15 protein-coding genes are annotated in these 14258 nt (G+C 66.4%); 2 read left to right on the top strand and 13 right to left on the bottom strand.

The genetic code is table 11. The features are described from left to right. The first annotated feature begins 22 nt into the window (after positions 1–22). A complete protein-coding gene (locus tag AZKH_RS00735; protein WP_015433802.1) occupies positions 23–472 on the top strand; it encodes a cytochrome c5 family protein in 450 nt (149 codons plus the stop codon). A 33-nt stretch (positions 473–505) separates the two neighbouring features. Here the strand turns inward: AZKH_RS00735 and AZKH_RS00730 are convergent, their stop codons facing one another. From AZKH_RS00730 to AZKH_RS00720, 3 genes are all read right to left on the bottom strand, one after another. Then, positions 506–1066, bottom strand: a complete 561-nt coding sequence (locus AZKH_RS00730; protein ID WP_070099044.1) for a hypothetical protein — start codon at positions 1064–1066, stop codon at positions 506–508. A gap of 191 nt (positions 1067–1257) precedes the next feature. After that, complete coding sequence (locus AZKH_RS00725; protein WP_015433800.1) at positions 1258–3240, bottom strand: UvrD-helicase domain-containing protein; 1983 nt, start codon at positions 3238–3240, stop codon at positions 1258–1260. An 82-nt stretch (positions 3241–3322) separates the two neighbouring features. Continuing rightward, positions 3323–4018, bottom strand: coding sequence for a DUF4197 domain-containing protein (locus AZKH_RS00720; protein WP_015433799.1), 696 nt, complete (start codon positions 4016–4018; stop codon positions 3323–3325). Positions 4019–4168: 150 nt separating this feature from the next. On the opposite strand from AZKH_RS00720, the gene dksA reads away from it, so the two are divergent. After that, on the top strand, positions 4169–4597 hold the full coding sequence (dksA, locus tag AZKH_RS00715; protein WP_015433798.1) for an RNA polymerase-binding protein DksA: 429 nt from the start codon (positions 4169–4171) through the stop codon (positions 4595–4597). Between the two features lie 82 nt (positions 4598–4679). Here the strand turns inward: dksA and lipA are convergent, their stop codons facing one another. The 10 genes from lipA to mreC all read right to left on the bottom strand — a co-directional run bounded on the left by lipA (position 4680) and on the right by mreC (position 14234). Continuing rightward, positions 4680–5627 (bottom strand): lipoyl synthase, encoded by a 948-nt coding sequence (gene lipA, locus AZKH_RS00710; protein WP_015433797.1) that lies wholly within the window; start codon positions 5625–5627, stop codon positions 4680–4682. 57 nt (positions 5628–5684) lie between these two features. Then, positions 5685–6323 (bottom strand): lipoyl(octanoyl) transferase LipB, encoded by a 639-nt coding sequence (gene lipB / locus AZKH_RS00705; protein WP_041656549.1) that lies wholly within the window; start codon positions 6321–6323, stop codon positions 5685–5687. Positions 6324–6347: 24 nt separating this feature from the next. Then, a complete protein-coding gene (locus AZKH_RS00700; protein WP_015433795.1) occupies positions 6348–6620 on the bottom strand; it encodes a YbeD family protein in 273 nt (90 codons plus the stop codon). Further along, complete coding sequence (locus AZKH_RS00695) at positions 6613–7470, bottom strand: D-amino acid aminotransferase (protein ID WP_015433794.1); 858 nt, start codon at positions 7468–7470, stop codon at positions 6613–6615. Before AZKH_RS00695 ends, AZKH_RS00700 begins: the two co-directional genes overlap by 8 nt. Positions 7471–7489: 19 nt before the next feature. Further along, positions 7490–8617 (bottom strand): D-alanyl-D-alanine carboxypeptidase family protein, encoded by a 1128-nt coding sequence (locus AZKH_RS00690; protein ID WP_015433793.1) that lies wholly within the window; start codon positions 8615–8617, stop codon positions 7490–7492. A 110-nt stretch (positions 8618–8727) separates the two neighbouring features. Next, on the bottom strand, positions 8728–9711 hold the full coding sequence (locus AZKH_RS00685; RefSeq protein ID WP_015433792.1) for a septal ring lytic transglycosylase RlpA family protein: 984 nt from the start codon (positions 9709–9711) through the stop codon (positions 8728–8730). Continuing rightward, on the bottom strand, positions 9711–10850 hold the full coding sequence (gene rodA / locus AZKH_RS00680; protein WP_015433791.1) for a rod shape-determining protein RodA: 1140 nt from the start codon (positions 10848–10850) through the stop codon (positions 9711–9713). The genes AZKH_RS00685 and rodA overlap by 1 nt, the downstream gene beginning before the upstream one ends. Continuing rightward, on the bottom strand, positions 10850–12811 hold the full coding sequence (mrdA, locus tag AZKH_RS00675) for a penicillin-binding protein 2 (protein ID WP_015433790.1): 1962 nt from the start codon (positions 12809–12811) through the stop codon (positions 10850–10852). The genes rodA and mrdA overlap by 1 nt, the downstream gene beginning before the upstream one ends. After that, positions 12811–13332: a rod shape-determining protein MreD gene (gene mreD / locus AZKH_RS00670; RefSeq protein ID WP_015433789.1), complete on the bottom strand. Its 522-nt coding sequence runs from the start codon at positions 13330–13332 to the stop codon at positions 12811–12813. Before mreD ends, mrdA begins: the two co-directional genes overlap by 1 nt. Next, positions 13332–14234, bottom strand: coding sequence for a rod shape-determining protein MreC (mreC, locus tag AZKH_RS00665; RefSeq protein ID WP_015433788.1), 903 nt, complete (start codon positions 14232–14234; stop codon positions 13332–13334). The genes mreD and mreC overlap by 1 nt, the downstream gene beginning before the upstream one ends. Between the last annotated feature and the right edge of the window lie 24 nt (positions 14235–14258).

Here is a 14258-nt window from a genome sequence, read left to right as displayed (position 1 = left end):
AAAACAAACACAAGGAGTCTCAATGTCCAGAAGTTTTTTCCCGGCACGCCGCCGCGTGCTGGTTCCGGCCCTCGCAACCCTGGCTGCCGTGCAACTCGCCGCCTGCAGCAAAACCCAGGACGACGATGTGGAAGCGCGCGCACGCCGTATCGAGCCGGTCGCACACGTGACGGTGAAGGTCCAGAAGGCTGCACCGGGCAGCCGGACCGGCGAACAGGTCTACCAGGGCACCTGCGCGGGCTGCCATGGCGCCGGTGCGCTCGGCTCGCCGAAATTCAGCGACGCCGGTGCCTGGGGGCCGCGCATCGCGCAGGGCTTCGACACGCTGGCGAAGCACGCGATTGAAGGCATCCGCCAAATGCCCCCGCGCGGCGGCGGCGTCGATCTGACCGACACCGAGGTCAAGCGCGCGGTGGCCTACATGGCGAACGCCGGTGGCGCCAAATTTACCGAGCCGGCGGTCGAAAAGTAAGCTTCGGGGCCGCCGTGGCGGCCCGCGGCGGGGTCAGCGGACGACGCAGACCTGGCCCGTGAACTTCATGTCGACGGCGCCGGCGCAATTGACGACGCCGTCGATCGACAACTGCCCGCCCCCGGTGGGCGAGAAGATGCCGCGTCCGGACTGCGGTTCGGAAATTTCGCGGAATGCCCCGTAGGTCAGGTCCATGCCCGGGATGCCGCAGGAGCGGAAACTCGGTACGCCGTCGAAGCGGCTGAGCGAGATGACCTGCGAGTGGACCGTATCGACCATGTTCTCGGCCGTCACGGTGTCGTCACACACCAGCGAATGCGTGAAGCCGGCGAAAGTGCCGTCCGGATTGAAACGGGGCGTGCCGTGAATGCCGCACTTGAGCTTGTTCGAGCCATCGACGGTGCCCTGGAGGACGCCGAGCGATTCGCCTCCCGCCATCGAATTCGTCATGATCTTCCCCGAGATCGAGACCAGCCGACCGGGCGCCTGGCACGGCAGCGGGTCGGCCTGCGCCACGAGGGGCGGCAGTACCAGAGCGGCCAACAACGAGAAATGAAGCGAGCAATTCAACAGGGCTGATCTTGTATTACGCATCACCGAGTCTCCGAGGGGAAAGGGGCATTCTCTTCCACGGCGCCATCCCGCTGCCATCGCACTGCGATGACGACGCGGAGGGAGCCGAGTGCATTCGGGATTGTAGATCGCGCCATCGGCATACGCCGAGAGTATTTTCCAATGCAAACGACGCTCCCGAGACGCCTGTCACGGCCTCCCGGGCGACGGTGTCAACGCCCTTCGAACATCGCCATCAGGTTCGCGATGCGCGCGCGCCCCTCTTCCTTCGACACCGGCGCGTTGGTCTTGCGGTCGCTGATCTTGATGTCACCGCCCATCTCGGCGATGAAGCGCGACGGGTCGCAGGTGCGCGTTTCCTTGCCAGCCTTGCGCCGCTCGCACCAGGTGATGTTGAGGCTCCGCTGCGCGCGCGTGATGCCGACGTACATCAGGCGGCGCTCCTCGTCGACCTTGTCCTCGTCGATCGAGGACTGGTGCGGCAGCACGCCTTCCTCGACGCCGACCAGGAACACGTGCTTGAACTCCAGCCCCTTCGACGCGTGCAGCGTGGCCATCTGCACGCCGTCGAACTCGGCGTCTTCCTTGTCGAGCATCGAGATCAGCGCGATGGTCTGCGTGAGCTCGATCAGGTTCTTGCCGTCTTCCTCGCCCTTCCTGCCGAGCCAGCCGACGAAGTCGCGCACGTTGCTCCACTTCGACTCGGCCTCGCGCGTGTCGAGGTGCTCGAAGAGCCAGGCTTCGTAACGGATCGCCGTGAGCAGGTCTTCCAGCACGCGCGCCGCCGGTTCGCGCTGGGCGCGGTACTGGATGCGGTTGATGAAGTTGCCGAACTCCTGCACCTGTTCGAGCTGGCGCGCAGTGAGCGAATGCGCGGCGCCTTCCTCGAAGACAGCCGCGAAAAGGCTCACGTGGCGGCGGCCGGCGTAGTTGCCGAGCGCCTCGATCGTCGCCGGGCCGATGCCGCGGCGCGGAGTCGTGATCGCGCGGATGAAGGACAGATCGTCGTCCTCGTTCATCAGCAGGCGCAGGTAGGAGATCAGGTCGCGGATCTCGGGCTTATCGAAGAAGGACTGCCCGCCCGACATCACGTAGGGGATCTTCTGGTTGCGCAGTTGCTGCTCGATCACGCGCGCCTGGTGGTTGCCGCGATAGAGGATCGCATAGTCGGAGAACTTGGTGCGATGCTCGAACTTGTGCGCGCTGATCTTCGAGGCGATCCACTCCGCTTCGTGATCGGCGTCGCGGCAGGCAGTCACGACGATCTGCTCCCCGTCGCCGTGTTCGGACCAGAGCTTCTTCTCGAAGAGCTTCTCGTTGTTCGCGATGACCGTGTTCGCGGCGGTCAGGATGCGCCGCGACGAGCGGTAGTTCTGCTCGAGCTTGATGACCTTGAGCTTGGGGTAGTCCTGCTGCAGCAGCTTCAGGTTCTCGACGTCCGCGCCACGCCACGCGTAGATCGCCTGGTCGTCGTCGCCGACCGCGGTGAAGGCGCCGCGCACACCGGAGAGCTGGCGCAGCAGGCGGTACTGGGCGCGGTTGGTGTCCTGGTATTCGTCGACGAGGAGGTAGCGCAGCTTGTTCTGCCAGCGTTCGCGCACTTCCGGGTTGTTCTCGAAGAGCAGTACCGGCAGCCCGATCAGGTCGTCGAAGTCGACCGCCTGGTAGGCGCGCAGCGTGCGCTGGTATTCCCCGTACAGCAGCGCGGCCGCGACCGAGAGTTCGTTGTCGGCGAGCTGGACGGCCTCCTCGGGCGTGATCATCGCGTTCTTCCAGCTCGAGATCTGCCACTGCATCGAGCGCGCGCGCAGCTTGTCGGTGTCGCCCGAGACGTCCGAGACGATCTGCACGGTGTCCGACGCGTCGAGGATCGAGAACTGCGGCTTCAGCCCGCAGTGCTTCGCTTCCTGGCGGATGATCTTGACGCCCAGCGCGTGGAAGGTGCACACCGTGAGTCCGGTCGGCGCCCGCCCGCCCATCAGGTGGGCGACGCGTTCCTGCATCTCCTTCGCGGCCTTGTTCGTGAAGGTGATCGCCGCGACGTTGGCCGGATTGAGTTCGCAGCCGTTGATCAGGTGCGCGATCTTGTGCGTGATGACCCGCGTCTTGCCGCTGCCGGCACCGGCGAGCACGAGGCTCGGGCCGTCGAGGTAATGGATCGCTTCGCGCTGCGGGGCATTGAGAAGAGCGGACATGGGCGTTGCGGCAGACAATTGTCCATTTTACCGCAATGCCCAGTACCGGCCGGGCCTCGTTACAACCCGCATCGGGGCGTTGTCAGCGGCCCAACATGCCGAACACCCGCTGCGCGAGCGATCCCGCGGCCTGCAGCGGGTTCTTGCGGATCGTCTTTTCTTCCTCGGCGATCATCAGGTAGAGGCCGTCGAGCGCCTTGCGCGTGACGTAGCCTTCGATCTGCGCGTCCTCACTCTTCACGAGGCCGAAGCTCGCGGCCTGACCGGCGATCCTGTTGTACTGCTCGGAAAGCGCCAGCCGGTCGGTGCTCTGCTTGACGACCGGCAGGAAGCGTTCGGTCAGCTGCGCCTGCGTCTTCGATTTGAAATAGCGTGTTGCCGAGTCGTCGCCGCCGGTGAGGATCTTGCGCGCGTCGTCGACCGACATCTCCCTCACCGCATCGACGAGCAGCGTCTGCGCTTCCGGCACCGCCGCCTCGGCCGCGCGATTCATCGTCTTCACGAGATCGTCGAGATCCTTGCCGCGCCCGGCCAGGCGCATGACCGACTCGACCTGCGAGAGGCCGTCCGGGAGCGGGATCTTGACCTTCTTGTTTTTCAAGAATCCGTCCTTCGCGCCAAGCAGCTGCACCGCGTGCCCGGCGCCCTGGACCAGCGCTTCGCGCAAGCCGCCCGAGGCTTCGCTCTCACTCAGGCTGGCAATGCCGGCGGCCCAAACCACGGCGGCGAACGGCACACTGATGACAAGCAGGGCGAAAGCTCGCAGAATGGAACGCATGACGGTCTCCAGGCAGGCTGAGGTTGACGGGGGCCAGCTTACTCCCGCGCGGGTAGGCTGTGCATTCGCCATCCAGCAGCCTTTTTGATTTTTTGACAGTGCCATGCCCCAGCGGACACACCGGGGCAGCGGCAAAACGGAGAGCCCAAGATGAACGCGATTGCAGCACGCAATGGCCCCATCTCCGAATCGGAGCTGCTGGCGATGTCGGCCGACGATTACATGAATTCGGCGCAGCTCGAATTCTTCCGCCAAAAGCTGCTCGAACTGAAGAACGAACTGCTTGAGAACAGCGCGGACATGCGCGAACACCTGCGCGAGACGGTCGCTACCGCCGACGAGGCGGACCGCGCGACGCAGGAAGAGGAGCAGGTGCTCGAGCAGCGCATCCGCGACCGCGAACTGAAGCTGCTGCACAAGGTGGAGTCGGCCTTGCGCCGCATCGACGACGGCAGCTATGGCTATTGCGAAGTCAGTGGCGAGCCGATCGGTGTCGGGCGGTTGCTCGCGCGTCCGACGGCGACGCTGAGCCTCGAGGAACAGGAACGCCACGAACGCGCGGAGCGCATGTTCCGCTAGAAAGACAAAGGGCGCGGCGACGGGACCTCCTCCCGCCGCCGCGCCCTGCCTAAGGACCGCTGAACGCGGCCCTTCCCCTTTCCTACACGACGCCCGCGCCGTGGGCCTGCTGGTCCGCCCAGTAGCTCGAACGCACCATCGGGCCGCAGGCCGCGTTCTTGAAGCCCATCTTCAGCGCCTCGGTCTCGAACATCTTGAAAGTGTCCGGGTGCACATAGCGCAGCACCGGCAGGTGGCCGCCCGAGGGCTGCAGGTACTGTCCGATCGTCAGCATCTCGACATCGTGCGCGCGCAGGTCGCGCATCACTTCGAGGATTTCCTCGTCGGTCTCGCCCAGGCCGACCATCAGGCCCGACTTCGTCGACACCTTCGGGTTGCGCGCCTTGAATTCCTTCAGCAGGCGCAGCGAGTATTCGTAGTCGGCACCGGGACGGGCCTGCTTGTACAGGCGCGGCACGGTTTCCATGTTGTGGTTCATCACGTCGGGCGAGGCTTGGTCGAAGATCTCCAGCGCGACTTCCAGGCGCCCGCGGAAATCCGGCACCAGCACTTCGATGCTGGTCTTCGGGGACACGGCGCGCGTCTCGCGGATGCAGTCGACGAAGTGCTGGGCCCCGCCGTCGCGCAGGTCGTCGCGGTCGACGCTGGTGATCACGACGTAGTTGAGGCGCATCGCGGCGATCGTCGCGGCGAGTTCCTTCGGTTCGTCGGCGTTGAGCGGCTCGGGGCGACCGTGGCCGACGTCGCAGAAGGGGCAGCGCCGCGTGCAGATGTCGCCCATGATCATGAAGGTCGCGGTGCCCTTACCGAAGCATTCATGGATGTTCGGACAGGAGGCTTCCTCGCACACCGTGTGCAGCTTGTGCTCGCGCAGACTCGCCTTGATCTCGTTGAAGCGTTCGGCCTCCTGGCCGGCGCCGAGCTTGATGCGGATCCAGTCGGGTTTCTTCAGGCGCTCGGCCGGTACGATCTTGATCGGGATGCGGGCGGTCTTCTCGGCGCCGCGCTGCTTGCGGTTGGGTGTGTCCATCGGGGAATCTCTCGTCTCTCTCTGTGTGCCAGCGGGCAATTGTGGCGCCCGGGTGCATTATGGCCTGTCAAGGGCCGGTGTGGGGCTCACGGTGGGTAACGGTAACAGGCGCTGCAGGTGGCCGACGAGCCGCTCGCCGACCTCGGCGATGCCATCGGTGATGCCGAAATCCTTCATCCGGATCGTCTGCAGGCCTTCGTAGCCGCAGGGGTTGATCGCCGTGAAGGGTGCGAGATCGGCGTCCACGTTGAGTGCGAGGCCGTGGTAGCTGCACCCGTTTCGCACACGCAGCCCGAGCGCGGCGATCTTCGCGCCGCCGATATAGACGCCCGGGGCGCCGTCTTTGCGTTCGGCCGTAAGGCCGTAGTCGGCGAGACAATCGATCAACGCCTGCTCCATCAGGTTCACGAGCTCGCGCACCTTGAGGTGGCGACGATGCAGGTCGAGCAGCAGGTAGACGACGATCTGGCCGGGGCCGTGATAGGTGATCTGGCCGCCGCGGTCGATCTTCACGAGCGGGATGCCGGTCTCGCGCAGCAGGTGTTCCGGCTTGCCGGCCTGGCCGAGCGTGAAGACCGGCGGATGTTCGAGCACCCACAGCTCGTCGGGCGTCTCCGCCGTGCGCGCGTCCGTGAAGGCGCGCATCGCCTGCCAGGTGGGTTCGTAGTCCACGCGCCCCAGGTGGCGCACGACCAGCGGCAGAGCCTGTATGGCCTCCACTTACAGCACCACCTTCACCAGCGGGTGCGCCGACAGCGCGCGGTAAAGGTTGTCGAGCTGGTCCTTCGACTGCGCGTTGATCGTGCAGGTCAGCGACAGGTAGTTGCCCTTGCTCGACGGGCGCATCTGCACCGTGGCCGGGTCGAAATCGGGCGCATGGGCCTGTACCACCGCAACGATCGCCTGGGCGAACTCGTCGACGCGGGCGCCCATGATCTTGATGGGAAACTCGCAGGGAAATTCCAGCAGGGTTTGTTGGGTTTCGTCAGCCACCGCGCATCACCGTTTTCTTGAAATCCTGATACCAGGCGAGCATCTGGCGCCCCACCGGGCCCGGCCGGCCGTCGCCGATCAGACGGTCGTCGAGGCTCGTGATCGCCAGCACTTCCTTCGTGGACGAGGTCATCCACACTTCGTCGGCCGTCCGAACCTCGTCTTTGAGGATGTCGCGCACCTCGTGTGCGACGCCGTGCTTCGCCGCGAGTTCCAGCACCACATCGTAAGTGATGCCGGGCAGCATCAGGTGGCTCTTCGGCGGTGCGAGCAGGACGCCATCGCGCACGATGAAGATGTTCGACGCGGAACCCTCGGTGAGGAAGCCGTCGCGGAAGAGCACTGTTTCGGCACAGCCGTGGTCGATCGCCATCTGGCGCAGCAGGCAGTTCGCGAGCAGCGCCGTGGTCTTGAGGTCGCAGCGCAGCCAGCGGAAATCCGCCGCGCTGACGGCCGCGACCCCGTTGGCCAGTTGGTCGGCCGGCGGCGTGACGAGCGCCTCGCTCATCAGGAACACCGTCGGCTGCACCCCGATCGGGAAAGCATGATTGCGCCGCGTGTCCGCCCCGCGCGTCACCTGGAGGTAGATCGACTGGTCGCTCCACGTGTTGCGCGCGACGATCTCGTGCACGATCCCCGCCCATTCGTCGAGGCGGTAGGGATTCGGCAGGCGCAGCGCTTCGAGCGTGCGCTCAAGCCGTGCGAGGTGCTCGGCCAGGCGGAAGGGCCGCCGCGAATAGACCGGGATCACCTCGTAGGCGCCGTCCCCGAACAGGAAGCCGCGGTCCATCGGCGAGACGCGCGCCTCGGCGAGCGGCTGGTAGGTCCCGTTGAGGTAGCAGGTGCTCATGAGGGTCTCCGCATGCCTCTTACAGGCTCTTGATCCACATCAGCAGCGCGTCCCACAGGCGCCCGAAGAAGCCCGCGACCGGCACATCCTGCAGCGCGACGACCGGATATTCGCCGATCGCCTTGCCGTCGAGCGAGACCTTCAGCGTGCCGACCGGCTGGCCCTTCTGCAGCGGCGCGACGACGGGCTGCATGCTGGTCAGTTCGGTCTGCAGCTTCTCGGCCTGGCCCTTCGGCAGCGACATCACGAAGTCCTGCGTGAAGCCGACCGGCAGTTCGTTGATCTGGCCCTTCCAGACGCGGAAGCGCGACAGCTCCTGGTTGGCCGAGTAGAGCTTGGCGGTGTCGAAGAACTGGAAGCCGTAGTTCAGCAGCTTCAGCGATTCCTGCGCGCGCACGGTGTCGGACTCGGTGCCGAGCACGACCGACACGAGGCGACGCGGGCCGCGCAGCGCGGAGGCGATCAGGCAGTAGCCGGCGGCCGCGGTGTGCCCGGTCTTGAGGCCATCGACCGAGGGATCGAGCCACAGCAGGCGGTTGCGGTTCGGCTGGGTGATGCCGTTATAGCTGTATCCCTTCTGCGAGTAGTAGTGGTAGTACTCGGGGAAGTCGCGCGAGATCGCACCGGCGAGCACCGACAGGTCGCGCGCCGTCGTGTAGTGGTCGGGATCCGGCAGGCCGGTGGAGTTCATGTAGTGGGTGTTCTTCATGCCCAGGCGCTGCGCCTCGCGGTTCATCAGCGCGGCAAAGGAGTCTTCGCCGCCGGCGATCAGCTCGGAGAGCGCGACGCAGGCGTCGTTGCCGGACTGGATGATCATGCCCTGCACGAGCTCACCGACTGTCACCGGCTTGTCGGGCTGGATGAACATCCGCGAGCCTTCCATGCGCCAGGCCTTTTCCGACACCGGCACGGTCTGCTCGAGCTTGATGCTGCCGCTCTTCAGGGCCGCAAAGGTCAGGTAGGCCGTCATCAGCTTGGTCAGCGACGCCGGCTCGATGCGGGAATCGGGCTCCTGCGCGGCCAGCACCTGACCCGTGGCGTGATCCATCAGCAGCCACGCACGAGCGGCGAGTGCGGGGGGCGGGACGTTTTGTGCAGATGCGGCAAGGGAAATCAGCGAAAACAGCAGGGCGAGGAAGAAACGCATGGGGATCGGTCGACAGGAAACGAAGGAACGGGATGGGCGGGGAAGCCGAAAATTATAGTTCGGCCTCGGTCATGCAGACCAACGTGGATACAAAATGGTTCACTGCAACATCAACGCGTGACGACAAAAGGCCGGAATTTCAGCGCACGGGCGATGCGTTCGGCGGCGTCGCGCGCCTGATCGGCCGACGCGAACGGCCCGAGGCGCAGGCGATAGCGGGCGCCCTCGTTGAGCACGTCGAGCCGGTCGGCGAAGTCCGAGAACGCGCCGCGCACGCGGCTGCGCAGTTCCTCGGCGTTTTCCGACGACGAGAACGCACCGAGCTGCAGGAAGATGCCACGCGCGGCACTCGCGGGCGGCGCCGGGCGATTGGTGAGTTCGAGGGGCACGGCGCCGTCGGCCGCGACGAGGATCGGATCGCGGCCGGGGACCGGGGTCGTCACCGGTTCGGCGAGAAGCGTTTCGCCGCCGTCGGGGATGATCGTTTCGACCTCGATCTCGGTGCTGCCGGTGTTCGCATAGCCGAGCCGGTACGCGGCGGCGAAGGAGAGATCCATCACCCGCCCCCTCAGGAAAGGCCCGCGGTCGTTCACGCGCACGATGACCGAACGGCCGTTGGAGACGTTGGTCACGCGCGCGTAGCTCGGGATCGGCAAGGTCGGATGCGCCGCCGTCATCGCGTACATGTCGTAGGGCTCGCCGCTGGAGGTCGGCTGGCCATGAAAACGGCGGCCGTACCAGCTGCCGACACCGCGCTGGCGGTAGGGCACGAGCGAAGTCGCGGGCACGTAATCCTCGCCGAGTACCGTGTAGGGCCGGTTGGCGAAGCGGTGCAGCGGTTCGAGACGGGGCTTCGCGTCGGGAATCTCGTCGAGGTTCGGCGGCGGGTTGTCGCCGGGGCCGTCGTCCTTATAGAAAGCGCCGCCGCGCTTGGCGGTCCGCGCCGTGTCGCGCGTTGCACTGCCCGAAGGGGGCGTCGCGACCGTGCCTTCGGCCGGCGGCACGCGGGAGGGCGTCGAGCTGCAGCCGGCGAACGTCAGCATCAGGGCCAGCAGCGCGAGCAGCGGCGATAGTCTTCCTGCGGCTCCGATCATCACTGGGCCGCCTGTCGACTGCGGTGTATGCTCATCAGGATGCCGATGCCGACGCACAAGGTCACGAGCGCGGTTCCCCCGTAGCTGATGAAGGGCAAGGGCACGCCCACGACCGGCAGGATGCCGCTGACCATGCCCATATTCACGAAAGCATAGGTGAAAAAGATCATCGTGACCGCTCCCGCGAGGAGCCGCGTCGCAAGCGTCGGCGCCGTGGCGGCGATTGCGAAGCCGCGCATCAGCAGCATCAGGTAGATCACGAGCAGCACGCAGATGCCCACCAGCCCGAACTCTTCGGACAGCACCGAGAAGATGAAGTCGGTGTGCCGCTCGGGCAGGAAGGACAGATGCGTCTGCGTGCCCTGCGTCCAGCCCTTGCCGAGGATGCCGCCCGAGCCGATCGCGATCGTCGACTGGATGATGTGGAACCCCTTGCCGAGCGGATCCTGCATCGGATCGAGCAGCGTGCAGATGCGGTGCTTCTGGTATTCGCGCAGACCCGGCCAGACAACGTCAGGTTGGCACAGCTGGTCGCCGAAGCCGACGATCGCGCCGATCGCGACAACACCGACCACGACGACCGGAATGATCAGCTTCCACGACAGGCCAGCGAAGAAGATCACATACAGGCCCGCCGCCGCCACCAGCACGGCGGTGCCGAGGTCGGGCTGGACCGCGATCAGGCCCACCGGCACGAGAAGCAGGACGCCCGCCGCGATGAACTCGCGCACGCCGATGTGGCCTTCGCGCTGCTGGAAGAACCAGGCCAGCATTAGCGGCATCGCGATCTTCATCAGCTCGGACGGCTGGATACGCGTGATGCCGATGTTCAGCCAGCGCGTCGCCCCCTTCGAGGTCTCGCCGAAGAGCATCACCGCAACGAGCAGCAGCACGCCGACCGCGTACAGCGGCAGCGCGAGTCCGAGCAGCTTCTGCGGCGTCAGGCGCGCGGTCAGCCACATCGCGGTCAGCGCGACGAGGATGTTGATCTCGAGCGCGACGAGGCGGTCCGGCGACGCGCTCATCAGCACGATGTAGGCGTAGGCCATCAGCGCCGCGAGCATGAAGAACAGCGGCCGGTCGATCGGCCGCAGCACCGCCTGCACGATGTCGCGCACATGGAAGTTGCCGCGGTTCATCAGCGTCCCTCCGAATCGTTGCCGAAGAACCCCGGAACGGCGGGGGCGTCGTGCTCGGCCGGATCGTGGCGGTCATCGCCTTCGTCGACCGCCCCGGCATCCTCGCCCGCCGGCTGGTTCGGACGCTTGCCGAGCAGGTGGAAGTCGATCACCTGGCGCGCGATCGGCGCCGCCGACTGTGCACCGAAACCGCCGTTTTCGACCAGCACCGCCATCGCGATCGTCGGCTTGTCGGCCGGCGCGTAGGCGATGAACCACGAGTGGTCGCGCAGCTTCTCGGTCACGCGCCCGGCGACGTACTTCTGACCGTGCAGCGAGAACACCTGCGCGGTACCGGTCTTGCCGCCCACCGAATAGGGTGCCCCGGCGAAGGCGCGCGCGCCGGTACCGGCCTTGTTCACATCAACCATCGCCTGGCGCACCGCGGCGAGGTACTCCGGCTTGATCTGCACCTGGCGCAGCGGCTCCGGCGCGACCGGCCGTCGCTCGCCGGTGACGGGATTGACGACGTTGCGTACGAGGTGCGGGCGGAACACCTTGCCGTCGTTGATGACCGCCGCCAGTGCGTTGGCGAGCTGCAACGGCGTGTAGGCGTTGTAGCCCTGGCCGATGCCGACCGAGATCGTCTCGCCGCCGAACCACTTCTGGTGTTCCTTGTTGCGGAAGCGCTTCTTCTTCCACTCCGGCGTCGGCAGCACGCCTTCCGCTTCGCCATTGAGGTCGATGCCGGTGCGCGAGCCGAAGCCCAGCGGACGCATGAAGTTCGCGATGCCGTCGATGCCGAGGTCGTTGGCGAGCTGGTAGTAATAGGTGTTGCACGACACGACGATCGACTTGCGCAGATCGACCGTGCCGTGTCCGCCGGGCTGATCGTCCATGTAGCGATGGCCGGCGAACATGAAGTAGCCCGGGTCTGAGATCGTCTGCGTGATCGTGCGCTTGCCCGCCGTCAGACCCGCGAGCGCCATGAAGGGCTTGAAGGTCGAGCCCGGCGGATAGGCGCTGAGGATCGCGCGGTTCACGAGCGGATGGTCCGGCGACTCGTTGAGCGCCTTCCAGTCGTCGTTCGAGATGCCGTCGACGAAGAGGTTCGGGTCGAAAGTGGGCTTCGACACCAGTGACAGGATGCCGCCGGTAGCCGGGTCGATCGCGACGAGCGCGCCGCGCCGGTTGCCGAACGCCGCTTCCGCGACCTTCTGCATCTCGATATCGAGCGTGAGCTCCAGGTCGTTGCCCGGCACGCCGGGAACGCGCGCGAGCTGGCGCACCGCGCGCCCGCCGGCATTGACCTCGACCTGCTCGGCGCCGGTCGCGCCATGCAGTTCGGCCTCGTAGCTCATCTCGAGCCCGCCCTTGCCGATGTAGTCGGAGCCGCGGTAGTTCGCCGTCAGGCCCTGGTCCTCGATGCGGTCCTGGTCGCGCTGGTTGATGCGCCCGATGTAGCCAATCACGTGCGACGCGAGCTCACCCTGCGGGTAGTCGCGGAAGAGGCGCGCCTGCACCTCGACCCCGGGGAAGCGATAGCGTCGCGCGATGAAGCGGGCAACCTCCTCCTCGGTCAGGCGCGTGCGGATCGGCAGGCTCTCGAAGTTCTTGCTGTCCTCGAGCAGCTTGCGGAAGCGCCGCCGGTCGCGCGGTTCGATCTGGATGATCTCCGACAGCGCATCGATCGTCGCGTCGAGATCCGCGACGCGCGAAGGCGTGATCTCGAGCGTGTACGCCGCGTAGTTGCGCGCGAGCGGCACGCCGTTGCGGTCGACGATAGCCCCGCGGCTGGGCACGATCGGCAGCAGCGCGATGCGGTTGTCCTCGGCCCGCGTGTGGTAGTAGTCGTAGCGGACGACCTGCAGGAAATAGAAGCGCGCCGCGAGGACGCCGAAGCAGACCATCACGAACAGGCCCGCCACCAGGACGCGGCGGCGGAAACTCGCCAGTTCCTCGTCGGGAGTACGGAATTCCATCAGATCGGCCGGTTCTCGTCGCGCTCGACCGGCTGGTACTGCGGCAGCAGCAGCAGGAAGTTGAGCGGCACCCACAGCACGATGCTCGTGAAGCTCGACAGGAAGTACCACCAGCCCGGGAATTCGGCTCCAGCGAGCAGGCGCACCAGCACCATGATCACCTGCGCCGCCAGCAGCATCGGCAGCACGTGCAGCGCCTGTTGCGGCGGCGGGAACCACAGCACGCGGCGCGACACCGAGGTCGCGAGGTAGCACAGCACGACATAGGCGAGCGCGTGCTGCCCCATCGCCGCGCCGTGGCCGATATCGACCAGCAGCCCGAACACGAAGCCCGCGCCCATTCCCGCACGCAGCGGTTCGCGGATTGCCCAGAAGGTCAGCACCAACGCGACCCAGTCGGGCACGCCGGGCAGCAGTCCGGTCGGGATATAACTCAGGCCAAGCGCGACAATCAGGCTCAGATAGACGAACCAGGTGCGCGCGGGCAGCAGGATGCGGCGGGAACGGTGGGTCGGCTGCATCAGCGAACCTTCTTGCGCGGACGCGTCGGGGCGGCTTCGGGTTCGGGGGCGGGACGCGGCGGCGGCAGCTCGGCGCGCGTCAGCACCAGCACCTGGGTCGTGCGCTCGACGCCCGCCACCGGCTCGCAGACGACCGCGGCGAAAGTCGGCGAATCGCGGTCGACACTCACGACGTCCGCAACCGGCAAGCCGGGCATGAAGAGCCCGTCGAGCCCCGAGGTCACGAGGCGGTCGCCGGGCTTGATGTCCGCGCCGGACAGCGTGAAGCGCAGCTCCAGCCGTCCCTGCCCGGCCCCGGTCAGCACGCCGCGCAAGCCGTTGCGCGACACGACCACCGGCACCGCCTGGTCCTTGTCGGTCAGGAGCGTCACTTCGGCCTGCACCGGATAGACGCGGCTCACCTGCCCGATCATGCCCTGTTCGTTCACGACCGCCATGCCGGCCTCGATGCCTTGCTGACTGCCGCGGTTGAGGATCACCTTGCGCGAGAAGGGGTCGGGCGCGTCATAGAGGATTTCCGCGGCCACGCTGCGCGAACCGAGCGCCTGAGACATGTCGAGCATCGCACGCAGATGACGGTTCTCTTCCTCGATTTGGTCGAAACGCAGCAGGCGCTGCGCCGCCTCGACCTGGCTCTGGCGCAGCATCGCATTCTCCTTCTGCACGTCGACCAGCGTCGCGAAATAAACCGCTGCATTGCGAAGGAAATCCGCCGGCGCGGCGGCCGCGACCTGCAGCGGATAGGTCGCCACCGACAAAGCCTGGCGCACGACTTCGAGATAACGGAAGCGCAGGTCGGCGACGAGCAGCACCAGACACACGGACACGAACAGGAACAACCGCACGAGCGGCGTGGGTCCTTGCCGGAATATAGGAGGGGCCTGGTGGCCGACCAGCGACATCGTGAACGTCTACGGCGCGTGGCG

Origin of the sequence: Azoarcus sp. KH32C (assembly GCF_000349945.1) — a bacterium.
Classification (GTDB): Bacteria; Pseudomonadota; Gammaproteobacteria; order Burkholderiales; family Rhodocyclaceae; genus Aromatoleum.
This window is presented reverse-complemented; position numbering and strand designations above follow the sequence as displayed.

Excerpts from the sequence above, each read along its gene's own strand:
- AZKH_RS00735 (WP_015433802.1), top strand. The coding sequence starts at position 23 with ATGTCCAGAAGTTTTTTCCCGGCACGCCGCCGCGTGCTGGTTCCGGCC.
- AZKH_RS00730 (WP_070099044.1), bottom strand. The coding sequence starts at position 1,066 with ATGCGTAATACAAGATCAGCCCTGTTGAATTGCTCGCTTCATTTCTCG.
- AZKH_RS00725 (WP_015433800.1), bottom strand. The coding sequence starts at position 3,240 with ATGTCCGCTCTTCTCAATGCCCCGCAGCGCGAAGCGATCCATTACCTC.
- AZKH_RS00720 (WP_015433799.1), bottom strand. The coding sequence starts at position 4,018 with ATGCGTTCCATTCTGCGAGCTTTCGCCCTGCTTGTCATCAGTGTGCCG.
- dksA (WP_015433798.1), top strand. The coding sequence starts at position 4,169 with ATGAACGCGATTGCAGCACGCAATGGCCCCATCTCCGAATCGGAGCTG.
- lipA (WP_015433797.1), bottom strand. The coding sequence starts at position 5,627 with ATGGACACACCCAACCGCAAGCAGCGCGGCGCCGAGAAGACCGCCCGC.
- AZKH_RS00695 (WP_015433794.1), bottom strand. The coding sequence starts at position 7,470 with ATGAGCACCTGCTACCTCAACGGGACCTACCAGCCGCTCGCCGAGGCG.
- AZKH_RS00690 (WP_015433793.1), bottom strand. The coding sequence starts at position 8,617 with ATGCGTTTCTTCCTCGCCCTGCTGTTTTCGCTGATTTCCCTTGCCGCA.
- AZKH_RS00685 (WP_015433792.1), bottom strand. The coding sequence starts at position 9,711 with ATGATCGGAGCCGCAGGAAGACTATCGCCGCTGCTCGCGCTGCTGGCC.
- rodA (WP_015433791.1), bottom strand. The coding sequence starts at position 10,850 with ATGAACCGCGGCAACTTCCATGTGCGCGACATCGTGCAGGCGGTGCTG.
- mrdA (WP_015433790.1), bottom strand. The coding sequence starts at position 12,811 with ATGGAATTCCGTACTCCCGACGAGGAACTGGCGAGTTTCCGCCGCCGC.
- mreD (WP_015433789.1), bottom strand. The coding sequence starts at position 13,332 with ATGCAGCCGACCCACCGTTCCCGCCGCATCCTGCTGCCCGCGCGCACC.
- mreC (WP_015433788.1), bottom strand. The coding sequence starts at position 14,234 with ATGTCGCTGGTCGGCCACCAGGCCCCTCCTATATTCCGGCAAGGACCC.